A 17072-nucleotide genomic window follows, 5' to 3' on the forward strand; every position below is an offset into this window, starting at 1 on the left:
TTAAGTTTTTTTTAATAGATCAATAAATGCGAGCTACACACCCACTCATTGTAAAAAACATGTTAACTTTGACAGGTATTGTATAAGAGAATCTTGATGCTCAGTATTTGGACCGTAGGAACGGTAGTAGCCCTTTATTTGCTCGCATTATTTGCCATTGCCTTCTGGGGCGATAAACGGCTACGTGATAATCAACAACACCCAATTTTATATAGCTTGGGGTTAGGGGTTCACTGCACCTCCTGGGCGTTCTTTGGCACGACATCGCAAGCCGCTGAATATGGCTGGGCGGTTATACCTACCTATATGGGTATTATTCTTACCATGGCATTCGCCTTTCCTGTGGTATTGCACATAAGCCGATTGTGTCAGCAACACAATATCAGCTCATTGGCCGACTTAATTGGCCTTAAATATCAGCATTCACACCTTATTGCCGCGTTAGTCACCTTGTTATGCTTTATTGGTGTTATTCCTTACATTGCCTTGCAGTTAGACGCCATCACAAAAAGCATTAACCTCATTACGCCCGATACTCAGCATTCAACGCAAAACGTGAGTTTATATGTAGCGGGGCTAATGGCTATTTTTGCCATTGTATTTGGTACACGCACTCTCAACCTTACCGACAAACACCCAGGTTTATTGCTTAGTATTGCGTTCGAATCGGTGGTGAAGCTTGTCGCTTTATGGGTGGTAGGTATATTTGTTTGTTTTTACTTGTTTGATGGCGTGCTTGATTTAGTCACGCAAGCCGCTAGCAGCGACGCTGCTCGCGGTGTTATTTATGCCGACAGGGCACCATGGGTATATTTATCCCACGTGCTTTTAGGTGTGTGCTCTATGTTTGTATTACCGCGTCAATTTCACATGAATTTCGTTGAATTAAACGGCGAAGGAGAGCTTCGCACTGCACGTTGGCTATTTCCCTTGTACTTATTGGGTATGACGGTTTTTCTTATTCCTCTGGCATTGGCGGGTAAAGTGTTACTGCCACAAAGCATCAATTCCGATGCGTATGTATTGGCTCTTCCTTTGTACGCAGAAAATATGTCTGTTTCTATCATCGCTTTTATTGGGGGTTTGTCGGCGACCACCAGCATGGTTATTGTGGCAACGCTTGCCCTTGGCATCATGATAGCCAACAACTTAGTTACTCCGTTGTGGTTAAAGCTGCGTTTGCGCGCCGAACCTAATCACACCCTGCAGCCCAGTAAAATTTTAACTATTCGCCGCCTTACCGTATTGGTGGTGTTATCGGTGGCACTTTGGTATCACTTAAATGTTAGCCAATCGGCGCCATTAGTAAAAAGCGGTATTATTGCCATTGCCTTATTAGGCCAGTGCTTGCCTGTACTTATGTTCGGTATATATTGGCAACGAAGCACTAAATCTGCCGCCGTATGGGCGCTGCTAGCTGGCTTTAGTTTTTGGGTAGTGTATTTGCTATACCCCAGCATAATGTCGAGCTATTATTTTTATAGCCCACCTTCTGATGCCGAACTTGGAATGGGGTTCGCTTATTCATTGTTAGCGAACTGCGTTACCTTCATTGTGGTTTCTTACATTACTTTTAAGCGCCCGCTTCATGGCATTGAACAGGAAACGCCTGCATCACCTGCTTTTGCCATTCGCATTAAAGATTTAACGGCGTTAACCCAGCGTGTACTCGACCCCAGTGTTCACCAGACGTTAGTAAATCAATTGTCTGTGAGTATCTCCGATGCTAATGCTAATTCTGGTTACGCTAACCATACCCTACTGCAGCGCACAGAAAAATTGCTTAGCGCTCAAGTAGGTACCCCAAGTGCCCGCATATTGCTAGGCGCTATTACTGAAACTAAAAACGAGACCTTGCCTGAACTGGTAGATTGGGTGGAAGAAGCATCACAATCTTTTCAGTTTAATCATGAAGTACTGCAATCGTCGGTACAAAATATTGAACAAGGCATTAGCGTATTAGATGAAAAGCTGCAGTTATTAGCGTGGAATGAGCGATATATTGAAATGTTCAATTACCCACGGTCATTCCTTAAAACCGGTATGTCGATTGAAAGTATTCTTGCTTACAACGCTCAGCGAGGGCTATTCGGTAACGCCGTTATGAGTAACGAAGAAATCAATAAACGTATTGTTTATATGAAAGAAGGCAGCCGGTATAAGTACGTCCGTAAGCAGCCCGATGGAAAAGTGATTGAGCTAAATGGCTCTCCCTTACCTGGTGGCGGATATGTAACTACCTATAGTGACATAACAGAATACATTGCCATTCAAGATGCCCTTGAGCGTGCTAAATCCGACTTAGAACACCGCGTAGCTGCTCGCACTGAAGAGCTACAACACGCCAAACTGGAAGCCGACAAGGCAAACGAAAGTAAAACGAAGTTTTTAGCCGCAGCGGGGCACGATCTTATGCAGCCTTTTAATGCTGCCACCTTATTTGCCGCCATGCTGGCCCAAAAAACCAAAGGTGGCGAATTGGCCACGCTTTCAAAAGGGGTCGTAAGTTCACTAAATAGCGCAGAAAGCCTGCTAACCATGTTACTCGATATGACCAAGTTAGAGTCGGGTAAGCTTACTCCGCAAAAAAGCGACTTTACACTAGATGACATGCTAGCGTCCCTAGTGCAAGAGTTCAAAGTCATAGCCGCATCTAAAGGTTTAACCTTGCGCTATGTCCCCACCCGACTTGTTATCCATTCCGATAAAAACTTGTTACGACGTATCGTGCAAAACTTATTATCGAATGCGATACGCTACACCACAGCTGGTAAAGTGCTAGTTGGTGCAAGGCGCAAGTACTCACAATCAGGCCCCCAGCAGCACTTAGAACCTGCCTCACCGCTAATTGATATTTGTGTGTACGACACAGGAACTGGTATTCCCAACCACCAACAAAGTGAAATTTTCAACGAATTCCATCAATTAGATGAAAAACAAAACGCTCAAGGTTTGGGGTTAGGGTTAACCATTGTAGAGCGTGTGGGCCGGTTACTACATCACCCTATTTCGCTGGTATCGACGGTAAACAAAGGCAGTAAATTTAGTGTATCTGTGCCCTGCGTTGAAACTTCAACTAATAGCGGGAACTTGCAGGTGAGAAGCACAAGCGTTGCACATACCGAAACGGCAGAGCCTCAACCAAACACAGTCAGTGTCGCCATAAGCCCTAGCCCAGCGACACCACATGTACCGATTAGCAAGCCTTTCTTATCTGGCAGGCGAATACTACTGATAGAAAATGATGCACAAATAGCCCAAGCTATGGAGGCATTACTTTCAGATTGGGGCGCTACAGTGCTAATTGCCACTAATATCACAGATTCGATACAAGCGTGCCCTACCCCACCAGATTTGCTTCTTGTCGACTATCATTTAGATGCTGGTGAAACCGGTACACAAGCTGTTACTCAACTTCAAGGTAAGTGGGGACGCAAAGTATCAGGGGCTTTAATTACGGCGAATCGAAGTGAGGGTATCAGAGAGGCTGCCAGCGACATAGGGCTTTATTATTTACCCAAGCCTGTTAAACCATTAGCCCTTAAGCGCTTATTAAAAAATGAATTGAAGCTTAATGATTAGTTTAGGGCTATTCGTGCACAGCCATAGCATGTTTGAAAGCAATACCTGCTTTTGTACGATTAATAACATTCAATTTTCTTAATACCGCTGAAACGTGCTGTTTCACGGTAGACTCAGAAATATCCAGTTCGTAGGCAATTTGCTTATTAAGCAATCCATCCGCCACCATCCGAAGCACTTTCAATTGGTGAGGTGTGAGCATCGCTAATTTACCGCTAAAATCGTCAGTGTCAGTCTCATCATTGGTGAGGTTCGCTGCCGATTCAGGAAGCCATTGTTCGCCGTCTAGTACACGTTCGACTGCCTCCGCTATGCACTCTATGGATGCCGATTTAGGAATAAAACCGCACGCACCTAAAGAAAGCGCCTTACGAATAAGGTTAGCCTCTTCAATGGCTGTCACCATGACCACTAAGACATCAGGGTAACGCGCTCGTACCTCAGACAACCCTATCAAGCCGTCATTGCCCGGCATTTTTACATCCAAAAATACCAAATCAATATCTGGGTTAGCGTCAAGCTGACAGAGGGTTTCATTTAGCGTAGATGCTTGCAGTATATTGGGCCCTACAATGTCACTGAGGGCTTGGCACATGGCCGCTCGAAATAAGGGATGATCATCTGCAATAAGCACGCGTATTTTCATTTTGTTATCTGCCGCACAATTGTAACAACAATGTTAAATTAATAATAACACGATAGTTACAAATACCTAGTATTAAAAGGTGTTTATATTGCGTGGAAACATACTATCCAGATAAATTTAGACACCAACAAAAGAAGCCGAAACTCTCATTCCGGCTTTCTCCTATCACTATTTGGTATCACTATTTGGTACCGCTATTTGGTACCGCTAATTTGTATTTTTCGTATATCTAGCGATTGCGCTAGCTATTACACTTACTATTTCTCTAGCCAAGTGCGCGAGTTATCGTAAGTTCTGACGACTTACTAAGTTTAAAAACGATAACCTAGCGTAACGTGAATCGTACGTGGGTCACCATAATAGCCAATTAACGTGGTATCACCGCCTAGGCCCGGCCCAAAGTTACCGTCTTCGTCTCGGGTAACAAAATCATACCCACCCACCAAATATTCTTCATCGGTAAGATTTTTCATATGAAGGCCAGCATACCAGTCGCCTTCTACACTCTCCCAACGCGCACTTAAGTTCACCATGCCATAAGCATCTTGCTCAATAAGATCGCTGGTTTCAAATAGTAGGTAGTCATCACGATAATAGTAATTGGCATTAAACGTAATATCACCAAAGCCGGTTTCTAGTAGATAATTTGCGCCAATATTCAACGTATTTTCAGGTGTGCTAGCCAAACCAATAAGTGGGGGTATTGCGTTGTTTTTCTTAATTTCAAAATCGATATACCCGTAAGCCACATCAAATTGCAAGTTATCAGAAGCTACCCATGTCATTTCTACTTCAGCACCTTTGGCCGCCGTTTCGGCAGCGTTACGTAGCCTTTGATCAAGTGCAGTTGGGTCGCTTAAGTCACCTTCGATACCAATATATTGTCGGTCTGAATGATCGTACGAGAATAATGTCACATTTAATCGCAATGCATCATTCAAATCGCTTTTCATGCCCACTTCGTAGCTATCAACGACTTCTGGTTCAACCCCTGGCTCGTTTACCGTAGCGCGTGGATTGAAGGTGCCCGATTTGAAGCCTTGCGAATAACTCGCAAAAAATAGGGTATCGCGGCTCATTTGGTATTCCACGCCCACCCGCGGCGTGAAACGCGACCAACTTTCCACTGCAGCTCCTTCAAATACTCCATCACCATCGCTGTCAGTGCCCAGCACCTGCGGAACTAAGTCACCATCTGGGCGAACATACCCATCGAACCAATCTGTATAAGGGTAAACATTCGCGAAGATTAAGCCGTTATTTACTGTTGCCGATTTTTCTTCGTCTGTGTAGCGGGCACCGAGTGAGAGAGAAAGCTTGTCGTTGATATCGTAATTAAACTGCGCATAAGCTGCCCAACTTTCTGAGTTATTACAGCCGCTTACTTCTCGGGTTAAGCCAGAAGCGCCTAGCGCCACACCCAATACACCTAAAACAGCGTCAAAGTTTCCGCATGACTCACCGTCATAAAGATATAAGCCAGATACTAGCGAGTAGCTATTTCCTGTGTAATTTAGTTGTAATTCATGGGTGTCGTTGCTGTCGTCATACTCGGCAGGAACATCAAAAATTGGCAATGCCGTATTATCAAAATCAATATTCGTGGGCGAGTAACTCTCGCGGTGTGAACCTATGTATTTAAGTTCTAAATTATCACTTACGTTATAGCGAGCTAGCCAGTTATACCCTTCAAGTTCTACTTTATTCCAAGTAGGTAAACTGGTGTACGAATCGAACTTTGAATCAGGCACTGGCGCGTCGGTTAAAATGCTGGGGATAAGACGATAACCACCTTTTGCATTCGAGGTATCTTCGGTTTTATCCCAGCCGAAACGGAAAAATAAATCATCACTAGCGTGTACTTCTAGCGTAAGGCGCGCTGCCCATAAATCTTTGTTGTAGTTTTCTTTGTCTTGGCCGTCTAATGCGCTAACTAAATATTCACCAAAACCATCGCGGTTTAAGTTTGCGTAGCCTAAGCCCAAATACACAGTATCTTCTACTAATGGAATTTGCCCAGTGACTTTTAGATCCCGCTGGCTATAACTACCAAGGGTAGCTTGCACGTTTAACTGGGTTTCCCCTGACATTTCTTTGGTGACATACTTAACTGCCCCACCAATAGTATTTTTGCCATAAAGTGTACCCTGCGGCCCTCGTAGTACCTCTATGCGCTGAACATCTAATAAATCGAGTACCGCACCTTGTGGGCGAGCTATGTAAACATCGTCAACGTAAATCCCTACACCAGGCTCGTATCCCCAAAGCGGATCTTGCTGACCTAAACCACGAATAAACGCAGTTAAGGTAGAGTTCGTGCCACGGCTGGTTTGCAATGTAGTGTTAGGTGAAAACTGCTGAACTTCAGTGAGTACGCTAATGCCCTTTTCGGCTAATTCAACAGCCCCAATAGAGGTGATAGCCACAGGGGTTTCCTGCAACGATTCAACGGTTTTTCGTGCGGTAACTTCAATACGTTCCAGTTTGCCCTTCTCGTTAATATTGTCAGCATCTGCGTCTTGAGCAGAGGTGGAAGGTGAAATTAACAGTGCGCTCGCAACAGCAGCTGCACAGATAGAGCGAGGGTAACGCTGCATGTGTGTAGTGAGTGACATAATGTGTCCTTTTTAGTTCTAAATTATCGTTACTGTCGGATGTAATGCCTGCGGTCGAACTTTACTCTAGGTAATTTTGCCCTTGCCGTATGTAGTACCATCGTACTATGGGAATTTAGCGCCACTACCGCCACACTTTAGCCCTAGGACATGACTTCACCAATCATTTATTGATATAAAAAGCCATGACTTACAGCTACATAAACGCAATATAAACATAAGCTTAACTGTTCTGGAGAATCTGCGGTCACAGATTTTTAAGGAAAAATAATGATGTTAAGTATGATTGGTCTGGTAGGCGGACTCGTATTATTAATTGTGTTAACCATTCGGGGAATGAACCTTTTCATTGCAGCCCCCTTGTGTGCACTGGTTGTGGCGTTAACCAACGGCATGTCTGTTTTTATTGGTGATATAAATTTTGTGGAAACCTACATGAGTGGGTTTTCAGGCTTTATTGCCGCATGGTTTTTTATGTTTTTGCTTGGTGCTTTATTTGGCAAATTCATGGAAGACAGTGGCGCAGCCGATTCCGTCTCTCGTTGGATAATACAACGTATTGGTTACAAACAAGCTGTGTTAGCAGTCGTGCTTGCTTCCGCTATTTTAACTTACGGGGGCGTGAGCGTTTTTGTTGTCGCCTTCTCGGTTTATCCTATGGCAGTAAGCTTATTTAAAGATGCGAATTTGCCTCGCCGTTTCATACCCGCCGCCATGGCATTCGGCTCGGTCACCTTTACCATGACCTCTGCCGGCTCGCCAGAAATCCAAAATTGGATCCCCATTAAGTATTTAGGCACCTCGCCATTTGCTGCATGGGAAGTAAGCTTAGTGGTTGCTATTTTCATGGCAGTGCTTGGCTACTGGTGGTTGGCGAAAATGATCCGCAAAGCGATAGCCAATGGCGAAGCATTTGAAGCGCGTATTACCGACCCTGAAATACGCGAACGTGACTACCCTCACCCACTTACCGGCATTATTCCATTGCTTGTGGTGCTGTGTATTTCCTTCTTTTTACACGAAGCACTAGCACAACTTGCGCTTATTGTAGCCTTAGGGGGCGGTGTGCTTACCTTGCTTATAATAAATCATGCCCACTTTCACAATTTACAAGCGGCGATTAACACCGGCACAACCGGCGCGCTGGTAGCCATTGGCAATACCGCGGCAGTTGTAGGGTTTGGTTCAATCGCCAAAAACACCGAGGCATTTCAGCAAACGGTAACGTTAATGACGCAAATCCCTGGCAACGAATTAATTGGCGCTGCTATTGCGATTAGTGTAATCGCAGGCTTAACCGGCTCGGCATCTGGCGGGCAGGCCATTGCGCTGCCACTACTTGCACCACATTATCTCGACCAAGGTGTGCAACCAGAACAATTACACCGTATTGTTTCTATCTCTTCAGGTGCGCTAGATTCACTGCCTCATAACGGGTATGTTGTCACCACAATTCGCGCCATATGCCATGAAACTCATAAGGCAGCCTACGGTGCAGTCGCAGCACTGACGGTAGTCGTACCGGTTGTAGGGCTAGCCCTTGCCATTGGCTTATTTAGCGTGTTTTAGACAAGGATTTCCATGAAACTAAAAATAGCTTTTTTATATTGTACTTTGCTGGCGTTGCCGTTAATTACTACAACAGCGTGCAGTGCTAACTCTGCCAATTCAGCATCAACTGAATCAGTGAAGTCTATCGCCACAACTAATGGGGCAAATAGTGCTGATACAAGCGCAGTAGATAAAAATAATTTTGGTCCAACTGACATAGAAACAACTCAACCAACGCTGATTACTAAGAAAGAAACGTTCTCAATAGAAAGCTTCACCACATTTGGTGGCAAAACCATTAATAACCTGAAAGTGGGTTGGGAAGCCTACGGACATTTAAATGCAGATAAAAGCAACGTTATCCTTATTACTCACCATTTTTCGGGCACATCCCATGCGGCGGGTGTATATGAAGAAAATGAGGAAAAGACAAGCCCCAACATAGGCTACTGGGATGCGTTAATTGGCTCTGGCAAAGCCATCGATACCGATATCTATTACGTTGTGAGTGTAGACAGTTTGGTGAATTTAAACGCTTATGATGAAAACGTTATTACTACCGGCCCAGCGACTATCAACCCAGAAACTGGTAAGCCTTGGGGGCTAGAATTTCCCGTAGTGACAATCCGCGACTTCGTTAACGTGCAAAAGGCGCTACTTGAAAGCTTGGGCGTTCAGAAACTGCATGCTGTGGTTGGCCCTTCTATGGGGTCGATGCAGGCTATCGATTGGGCCAGTGCTTACCCCGACTGGGTGCCAAGGATAATATCGGTTATTGGCACGGGTGAAAGCGATGCGTGGACAACCGCAGCTCTATCGCACTGGGCGATGCCTATTCGGTTAGATGGTAACTGGCAGCAAGGGAGGTACGCTCAAAACAACCAACCTATTGAAGGGTTAGTGGCTTCTTTGATGATGATCACCCAACATGCCTTGTACCCTACGTATTTTAACCAAGAAGGTAAGAAACTAGGTTATCACGCCGTGGAGCAAGCGCCGTTAGAGAACATTAACGCTCAGCATTCTATTGTGAAATGGTTGGAAAGCCGCGCGCGTCAACGAGCTGAAAAAATGGACGCAAACCATCTTCTTTATTTAGTCCGTGCCTGCCAATTGTTTGTAGCAGGTCATGGCAATAATATGGAAGAAGGGCTTAAACACATTCAAGCCAAAACCTTATTCTTGCCGGCATCCACCGATTTGTTACTTATGCCTTATTTAGCCGAAGCGGCTAACAATCAACTTAAGCAATTGGGAAAAAACAGCGAATTGAAAACGCTGAATGGCCCCTTCGGACACCTTGAAGGGATTGTAAACGTGCAAGCCGAAGGCGAGCGTATTGCCGCTTTTCTTTCTAGCGATTTATAAATAGTAAAATGAAACGTTTAAATAAGTGCAATGCTTAGCGGCAAACTAAGCATTTAACTGTAGGAACTTGTTATGAAAACAACTTATAAAATACTGGCCAGCATTTGTGCTTTGTACAGTAGCCTAGCGTTATCTAACTCAGCTAATGCAGCCAATGGCCTCCCCGAGCTGAACCTTGATGTAGAGCAGGTTACCGTATCGGGCCTTTCCTCTGGCGGATACATGGCCACGCAATTTCATATAGCACACAGTGATTGGGTAAAAGGCGCAGGCATCATTGCTGCAGGGCCTTATTATTGTGCGCAGAATGATATTACCACTGCGTTAAACCAATGCGTAAATAAGGTAGATACGCCAATTAATCTAGATGTGCTTTCAAGCGTTGCCGTAGATTATGCAAGCGAAGGCACCATAGCGCCTTTAACAGGCCTTAAAGATGCAAAAGTATGGTTATTTCACGGCACTAACGACAAACGTGTAACCGCACAAGCCAGCAATTTATTGTACCGCCAATACCAAAATTGGACAGACACTCAAAATATAGTGTACGTGAACGACCAGAGCGCAGCACATCACTTCCCTACTTTAGATGAAGCCAGTAATTGCAGCGTTTCAGAAAGCCCTTTTATTGGTAACTGTAACTACGATGCAGCGGGCAATATGCTAAATCACCTGTTACCCAACTTAACTGCCCCCGACGACACAATTTCAGGCAAGGTTTACACTATTTCTCAGCAAAAGCTTTCAGGCAGCGATGGCGAAACCTTGGCAGATAAGGGTTTTGTTTTTGTACCCGAAAACTGTGCAGAAGGTGAGCCCTGCAGCTTACACATAAGCTTTCATGGATGTAATCAATATGCCGAAGCCGTAGGCGATAGTTATGTAACAAAAACCGGTATCAACCGTTGGGCCGATAATAACAATATCGTTGTGTTGTATCCGCAAACTAAAAAATCGTTATTTATGCCATTAAACCCCCAAGGTTGCTGGGATTGGTGGGGATATTCTTCTGATGACTATGCAAATAGAAAAGGTTCGCAGATTTCTGCTGTTACTAATATGATTAAAGGCATAAATGCAGGCGCTGCCAATAAAACAACGATGAATACAGGAACGGCAAATAATGACTAAGCGAACTGTATTTATAACTGGTGGTGCTAGCGGTATTGGCTTTGGTATAGCACAAGCAATGTCGAATACAGGGCATCATGTGATTATTGCCGATATTAACGAGCAAGCTGCACAGCACGCTGCGAGCGATATTCTAAAAGAAGGTGGCAGTGCCAGTGCTACTGAGGTTGATGTGTGCAATGCTAAGCAAGTGGCGGCTTTACCCGACTTGCTCGAGGGGCAAAAAGTAGATGTGTTGATTAACAATGCCGGCATTCAGCATGTCTCACGTATTGAAGACTTCCCAAGCGAAAAATGGCAGCAATTAATTAATATTATGCTGGTTGGCCCCGCGCTTTTAACCCAAGCGTTTTTACCTGGCATGCGCGAGCAAAACTTTGGCCGAATTATCAACATTGGTTCAATTCACTCCCTAGTGGCCTCCCCTTATAAATCGGCTTACGTGGCCGCAAAACACGGCCTACTGGGGTTTGCTAAAACTATCGCCCTTGAAACCGGCGACTGTGATGTCACCATAAACACCCTTTGCCCGGCTTATGTTAAAACACCACTGGTCGAAAAGCAGATTGCCTCACAGGCCAAAGAAAACAACCTTACAGAAGAGGAAGTGATCAATAAAATAATGCTTGAGCCCATGCCGAAAAAACAGTTTATTAGTGTAGATGAGTTGGCAGACACGGCGGCATTTTTAATGTCGGATAGTGCACGCAATATCACCGGCCAAACTATGGTACTGGATGGCGGCTGGACTGCCCGATAAACGTTGCGCTAAGGCTTTCCATTCGTAAAATATCTGTGCTAATGTCCTGACATCAGTAAGGAAAACACATTAGCACTACATGTCCTATCAAACCGTTGCTTTAATTGGCAAACCTCAACACGCTGCTACCCACGACAGCTTAAATCTTTTGGCTCAATACCTCACCGCAAAAGGCTGTGAATTATTGGTTGAAGAGAGTATTTCAAAAGAATTAGAAAGTGATAATCATCGCGCATGCAACTTAGTTACCATTGGTAAAGAAGCCGACCTTGCCGTAGTAGTAGGCGGTGATGGCAGTATGCTAGGTGCAGCAAGGGTATTAGCGCGCTTTGATATCCATGTGGTAGGGGTAAACCGAGGCAATTTGGGTTTTTTAACCGATATCCACCCCGATGAAATCGTGCAGCAACTCGATCTTATTTTTGAAGGCGAATGCGTCGTTGAAAAACGCTTTTTGTTAGACGTGGGTGTGTATCGCCATGAAAAACTAAAAAGTAGCAATTCCGCGGTGAACGAAGTGGTTCTTCACCACGGTAAAGTTGCCCACATGATGGAATTCGAAATTTATATTGATGACCAATTTGTGTTCAGCCAACGCTCAGACGGCCTAATAGTGGCAACCCCGACTGGCTCTACCGCCTATTCGCTGTCGGCAGGTGGACCTATTATCATGCCCAAGCTTGATGCTCTAACACTCGTGCCTATGTTTCCACATACATTAAGTAGCAGGCCAATTGTTGTCGATGCCGACAGCCAAGTATCGATGAAGGTATCGAAGGTTAACAGCGACTCACTACAAATAAGCTGCGACAGCCACATTGTACTGCCCGTACTTCCGGGCGACGAAATACGCATTAATAAAAGTGAAGATAAACTTTATTTGGTGCATCCAAAGGGTTACAGCTACTTCAATGTACTGCGCAAAAAATTGGGCTGGGGTAGTAAGCTTTACTAATAAAAGTAGAGGATGATAATTAATTTTATCCAACCTCTTTACATGTGCAAAATACTGTATATATTTACACGTACTGTATAAACATCGAGTATAGTTATGTTAGCGCATCTTTCTATTAGTAACTTTGCAGTGGTTAAGCAACTTTCAGTTAATCTTGAAAAGGGGCTCACTGCCATCACTGGGGAAACCGGTGCCGGTAAGTCTATTGCCATTGACGCTTTGAGCTTATGCTTAGGCGAGCGAGCTGATGCCAACGCCGTAAGAAGCACCGCGCCTAAAGCAGAAATCATTGCTCATTTCGCATTGGCCACAAATACCAAGGCAAAGCGCTATCTCGATGAACACGAACTTACCTCAGACGAGGATGAAAACAGCTGTTTCATTCGCAGAGTCATTTCAAAAGAAGGCCGCTCAAAAGCCTTTATTAATGGTATTCCCGCTTCACTACAGCAATTGAAAGGTTTAGGTCAGCACCTACTTGCCATACATGGCCAGAATACGCACCTCCAGCTTTTAAAAGAAGATTATCAACGTCAGCTTGTTGATACTGTAGGCAACCACAAAGACAGCCTCTCAAATGTAAAACAGCACTATGCCTTATGGCGTGAAAAGCAAAAAATGCTTAGCGAACTGCAAGCGCAAGCTCAGCAGCGTGAAGACAGATTACAGCTGCTTACTTATCAGGTTAGAGAGTTAGACGAATTTGCCTTAGAAGACGGTGAGTTTTCAGAGCTTGAAACTGAGCATAAGCGCCTAAGCAACGGACAAAGCCTTTTAGAGCAGGCACAAACTAGCTTTTATCACTTGTACGAAAGTGACGAAGGCAATGCACTGTCTATATTGCAAAATAGCATAGACCGTTTGGGTGAGCTTGAATCCCATGATGCCAGCTTGAGCCCAATTCTTGTTTTGTTAAACGAAGCTGCTATTCAAGTTGAAGAGGCGGCGGGAGAATTGCGCCATTATTGTGATGATTTAGAAATAGACCCACTTCGTTTACAACAAGTAGAAGCGCGCTATGCAAAAGCAATGGACTTAGCCCGTAAGCATAGTGTTATGCCGGAGGAATTATTTGCACATCACCAAACCCTAGCCAGGGAGTTTGCTTCGTTGGGCGATCAAGAGTCTTTGTTAACCACGTTAGAAGATGAAGTAGATGAGCTTAAAGCGCAATATTTAAACGAAACTAAAGTGTTATCAGAATACAGAGTAAAAGCAGCAAACTATTTGGCAAGTGAAATTGAAATACAAATCCATCAGATGAACATGCCCCATGCGAAGGTAGCCATTGAGGTAAACTACGATGAGTTTAAAAAGCCATCAGCCTTAGGCCAAGATACGGTAGAAATTAAAGTATCCACAAACCCGGGCCAAGCAGCCGACAAACTTGATAAAGTCGTATCTGGCGGTGAGCTTTCTAGAATAGGATTAGCCATTCAAGTTATTGCCAGTGATAACCATGCTACGCCTACTATGATTTTCGATGAAGTAGATACCGGAATTAGCGGTCCTACCGCATCAATCGTAGGCGGATTACTTCGCCGCTTAGGCAAGCAGGTACAAGTTATGTGTGTTACCCATTTACCTCAGGTTGCTGCTCAAGCGCATAACCAGCTCTTTGTTACCAAGCTAACCGACGGTGAAAGTACTGAAACTCAAATGTTGGCGCTAACGAAACAAGATAGAGTGGATGAATTAGCTCGCTTATTGGCTGGCGACAAAGTAACCAAATCGGCGCTTGCTAACGCAAAAGAGTTATTGAAAAGCGCGCAATCGAACTAAAATGCAGTTGATTGGTCATACTTGTCGATGTAGCATGCCTTCGTGCTTACATTAACGCACCCCACCCGCCTTTATGCTGTTGGGTAACGAAGAAAAAGCAATACTGGACTGATTTACGCATGAAGTTGCAACATTTATTAATAATTTTAGGTTTAACCCTTACATCAAGCGCTTGTTCTAACTGGATTTATCGTATTGATGTGCCTCAAGGTAACTTTCTCGATCAACGAGACGTTTCAAAACTACGCATCGGCATGACTAAAGAACAAGTTATCTATGTGCTTGGTAACCCAGTAGTACAAGATTCTTTTGATGATGATACTTGGTACTACGTTTACGACATGAAGCGCGGCATGAAAAAACGCGGTGAAGATTTCCAAAAGCAAATGGTTATTACATTTGAAGACGGCAAAGTAACATCAGTAGAAGGTGACTTTGAACTGTCTGAAGATTTTAATACGCCGCTAGACAGTTAAGTGTTAATAGAGTTAAGTACCAATAAACTTGAGTACAAAAAACTACCAAACGATATATAGCGAAGGAGCTTTTGTTTATGAACAGATTGCTCCTAGCTTGATATTGTTTTACTCAGGTTGCTTTACACAAATTTCTCCCCCCTATTAATCTGTAACCCTCACATGTTAAAGGAATATGTTAATGGAACACGATTTTTGGCATAGCAAGTGGCATAAAAATGAAATTGGTTTCCATGAACCTGAGGGCAATGCACTTCTCGTTAAGCATGCCGATACCTTATTAGCTGCTGTCTCACCGCGAATATTCGTTCCGTTATGCGGTAAAACTAAGGACATCCATTGGTTGCTTGCTAACGGCTGCGAAGTGGTAGGTGCTGAGTTAAGTGAAATTGCGATCACGCAATTATTTACGGAGCTGGATATTGAGCCAGAGATCACGACCGTAGGTAGCCTTAAGCTTTTTAAAAATGGCCCGCTAAGTATTTTTGTTGGTGATATTTTTGAGCTAACCGACGAAACACTAGGTAACGTAACCGGTGTTTATGACAGAGCCGCATTGGTCGCATTGCCGACCGCGCTTCGCGAGAAATATGCAGCGCATATTTGTACCATCACCAAACTAGCCCCTATCCTTTTGATAAGCTTCGATTATGACCAATCCGTCATGCCAGGCCCTCCATTTTGTGTTGACGAAACAGAAGTGACTCGCTTATATAATGCCAGTTATTCTATTTCGCTACTTGAACGTGAACCGCTAGAAGGTGGCCTTAAAGGTAAAGTGGCTGCAGACTCATTGGTCTTCAATCTTCAACCTGAAGCATAATTAGTAAGGTTAAAAGGAGATGCCATAAGCGTTAGAACGTGCCCACTTTTGCAATATTGCCTAAAACGTTGCTTAACCCAACATTCACTATTGTGACGTAAATGCGATAACTTGCTCTAGACCAAATAACAATGCACCAATTAATCCTCCCACCAAAGTGCCATTGATTCGTACCTTTTGAAGATCACGCCCAATATTAAGCTCAATTTGCTCAGCCATTTCGTTCTCATCCCAACTATTGATAGTATCTTCAATATGCTTGGTTAGAAAGTCAGCCAATTCTGGTGCCATGTACTTACCAGCTTCTCCAATATGGCGGTCAAATGCGCTCGATAGGCGTTCATCAGTGGTTAAAGAGTGACCTAGTTCATTTAGCCAATGTGTCACTTTGGTTTCTGCTTTACCGCTTTCGGCGGTTAACGATTCAAGCATACGACCGTGTAACGATACCCAGCTTTTATTTAAGAACGCTTTAAGGGCAGGGTCATGAACCAGTTGCTCTTTATAATTATTGATACGTTGTGCCATCGACTCACTAGTTTGCACTTCGTGTAAAAAGTCATTTACCTGCTCGTCAAACGCGTGTCTTAGTGGATGATCATCATCGGCATACACATCATCAAGTACGCGAGAGACCGCTTTTACCGCGATCAGTGCTCCCCGCTCACTCAACCAGGTTGAGGGTAGAAGTTTTTCTAAACGGTTATGCTCTGTTTTAAGCCAATCTATAAGTGTTGCGGCAATATATTCCTGTGTTTCAGGCTCACCCATTAATTTAGCAACGTTTCCTAGCAACTTGTCTAATACAAGCTGATGATGGCGCTCTCGGGTAATACTGCTTAACACAGTAGCTATCAGCTGTTGTAGGTCGAGTTGATTAATTCCTTTTTCTGCCGTTTTTCCAATAAAGGCTTTAACCGGTTTGTCATCCACTAAACGAAGAATACCGGCAAGTGCATCACATAAAAATCGACTTAATTTTTTCGCATGTTGAGGGTCTTCCAACCATCGTCCGGCCCCTTTCGCAGGCTGGCTAGATGCTATGAGCGTTTCAATGGCACTCGCATGAAAAAACTTCTCTTTTACAAATTGTGATAGGTTTTGCGCTATCACTTTTTTATTGCTTGCGACAATATTGGTATGAGGGATGGGATATCGTGCTGGTATAGGCTTGAAAAGCGCTGTCACCGCAAACCAGTCAGCGAGCCCACCGACTAACGCGGCTTCACTGGCCATTTTTATAAGCCCCAACCATTTAGCACCCGCCAAGCTGGGAACGTAAACTTGAGTAATAATGGCACTAACGAAAACACCCGCGGCTATCAATAAGCAAATTAATGCATTTTGCTTTGCTCGCTTTAACTGCGAATGTTTGTCGTGCAT

12 protein-coding genes are annotated in these 17072 nt (G+C 44.1%); 9 read left to right on the forward strand and 3 right to left on the reverse strand.

Going from position 1 to position 17072, the window contains the following annotated elements:
* Positions 1-96: 96 nt before the first annotated feature.
* Positions 97-3582: a hybrid sensor histidine kinase/response regulator gene (locus AV939_RS08200; RefSeq protein WP_061997515.1), complete on the forward strand. Its 3486-nt coding sequence runs from the start codon at positions 97-99 to the stop codon at positions 3580-3582.
* Positions 3583-3589: 7 nt separating this feature from the next.
* On the opposite strand, the gene AV939_RS08205 is transcribed toward AV939_RS08200, so the two are convergent.
* The gene (locus AV939_RS08205; protein ID WP_057792751.1) at positions 3590-4228 is read right to left on the reverse strand and encodes a response regulator; all 639 of its coding nucleotides are present in this window, start codon (positions 4226-4228) and stop codon (positions 3590-3592) included.
* Positions 4229-4539: 311 nt separating this feature from the next.
* A complete protein-coding gene (locus AV939_RS08210; protein WP_061997516.1) occupies positions 4540-6843 on the reverse strand; it encodes a TonB-dependent receptor in 2304 nt (767 codons plus the stop codon).
* A 273-nt stretch (positions 6844-7116) separates the two neighbouring features.
* Here AV939_RS08210 and AV939_RS08215 point away from each other — a divergent pair, with 273 nt between their 5' ends.
* From AV939_RS08215 to tmpT, 8 genes are all read left to right on the forward strand, one after another.
* Positions 7117-8412 (forward strand): GntP family permease, encoded by a 1296-nt coding sequence (locus AV939_RS08215; protein ID WP_061998186.1) that lies wholly within the window; start codon positions 7117-7119, stop codon positions 8410-8412.
* Between the two features lie 12 nt (positions 8413-8424).
* Positions 8425-9762, forward strand: a complete 1338-nt coding sequence (locus AV939_RS08220) for an E22 family MetX-like putative esterase (protein ID WP_061997517.1) — start codon at positions 8425-8427, stop codon at positions 9760-9762.
* A 72-nt stretch (positions 9763-9834) separates the two neighbouring features.
* A complete protein-coding gene (locus tag AV939_RS08225) occupies positions 9835-10893 on the forward strand; it encodes an extracellular catalytic domain type 2 short-chain-length polyhydroxyalkanoate depolymerase (RefSeq protein ID WP_061997518.1) in 1059 nt (352 codons plus the stop codon).
* A complete protein-coding gene (locus AV939_RS08230; protein ID WP_061997519.1) occupies positions 10886-11653 on the forward strand; it encodes a 3-hydroxybutyrate dehydrogenase in 768 nt (255 codons plus the stop codon). Before AV939_RS08225 ends, AV939_RS08230 begins: the two co-directional genes overlap by 8 nt.
* A 79-nt stretch (positions 11654-11732) precedes the next feature.
* Positions 11733-12608 (forward strand): NAD(+) kinase, encoded by an 876-nt coding sequence (gene nadK / locus AV939_RS08235; RefSeq protein WP_057792762.1) that lies wholly within the window; start codon positions 11733-11735, stop codon positions 12606-12608.
* A gap of 96 nt (positions 12609-12704) precedes the next feature.
* Positions 12705-14390 carry a DNA repair protein RecN gene (gene recN / locus AV939_RS08240; RefSeq protein ID WP_057792764.1) on the forward strand — a complete coding sequence of 562 codons (1686 nt, stop codon included), beginning with the start codon at positions 12705-12707 and terminating at the stop codon, positions 14388-14390.
* Between the two features lie 119 nt (positions 14391-14509).
* A complete protein-coding gene (locus AV939_RS08245; protein WP_057792766.1) occupies positions 14510-14866 on the forward strand; it encodes an outer membrane protein assembly factor BamE in 357 nt (118 codons plus the stop codon).
* 181 nt (positions 14867-15047) lie between these two features.
* Positions 15048-15689, forward strand: coding sequence for a thiopurine S-methyltransferase (gene tmpT / locus AV939_RS08250; RefSeq protein ID WP_057792768.1), 642 nt, complete (start codon positions 15048-15050; stop codon positions 15687-15689).
* An 87-nt stretch (positions 15690-15776) separates the two neighbouring features.
* Here tmpT and AV939_RS08255 read toward each other — a convergent pair whose 3' ends face one another.
* Complete coding sequence (locus AV939_RS08255; RefSeq protein ID WP_057792769.1) at positions 15777-17072, reverse strand: DUF445 domain-containing protein; 1296 nt, start codon at positions 17070-17072, stop codon at positions 15777-15779.

This window comes from Alteromonas sp. Mac1, assembly GCF_001562125.1.
Taxonomy (GTDB): domain Bacteria; phylum Pseudomonadota; class Gammaproteobacteria; order Enterobacterales; family Alteromonadaceae; genus Alteromonas; species Alteromonas stellipolaris.

Excerpts from the sequence above, each read along its gene's own strand:
- AV939_RS08200 (WP_061997515.1), top strand. The coding sequence starts at position 97 with ATGCTCAGTATTTGGACCGTAGGAACGGTAGTAGCCCTTTATTTGCTC.
- nadK (WP_057792762.1), top strand. The coding sequence starts at position 11,733 with ATGTCCTATCAAACCGTTGCTTTAATTGGCAAACCTCAACACGCTGCT.
- AV939_RS08245 (WP_057792766.1), top strand. The coding sequence starts at position 14,510 with ATGAAGTTGCAACATTTATTAATAATTTTAGGTTTAACCCTTACATCA.
- tmpT (WP_057792768.1), top strand. The coding sequence starts at position 15,048 with ATGGAACACGATTTTTGGCATAGCAAGTGGCATAAAAATGAAATTGGT.
- AV939_RS08230 (WP_061997519.1), top strand. The coding sequence starts at position 10,886 with ATGACTAAGCGAACTGTATTTATAACTGGTGGTGCTAGCGGTATTGGC.
- recN (WP_057792764.1), top strand. The coding sequence starts at position 12,705 with ATGTTAGCGCATCTTTCTATTAGTAACTTTGCAGTGGTTAAGCAACTT.
- AV939_RS08220 (WP_061997517.1), top strand. The coding sequence starts at position 8,425 with ATGAAACTAAAAATAGCTTTTTTATATTGTACTTTGCTGGCGTTGCCG.
- AV939_RS08205 (WP_057792751.1), bottom strand. The coding sequence starts at position 4,228 with ATGAAAATACGCGTGCTTATTGCAGATGATCATCCCTTATTTCGAGCG.
- AV939_RS08225 (WP_061997518.1), top strand. The coding sequence starts at position 9,835 with ATGAAAACAACTTATAAAATACTGGCCAGCATTTGTGCTTTGTACAGT.
- AV939_RS08215 (WP_061998186.1), top strand. The coding sequence starts at position 7,117 with ATGTTAAGTATGATTGGTCTGGTAGGCGGACTCGTATTATTAATTGTG.
- AV939_RS08210 (WP_061997516.1), bottom strand. The coding sequence starts at position 6,843 with ATGTCACTCACTACACACATGCAGCGTTACCCTCGCTCTATCTGTGCA.
- AV939_RS08255 (WP_057792769.1), bottom strand. The coding sequence starts at position 17,072 with ATGCACGACAAACATTCGCAGTTAAAGCGAGCAAAGCAAAATGCATTA.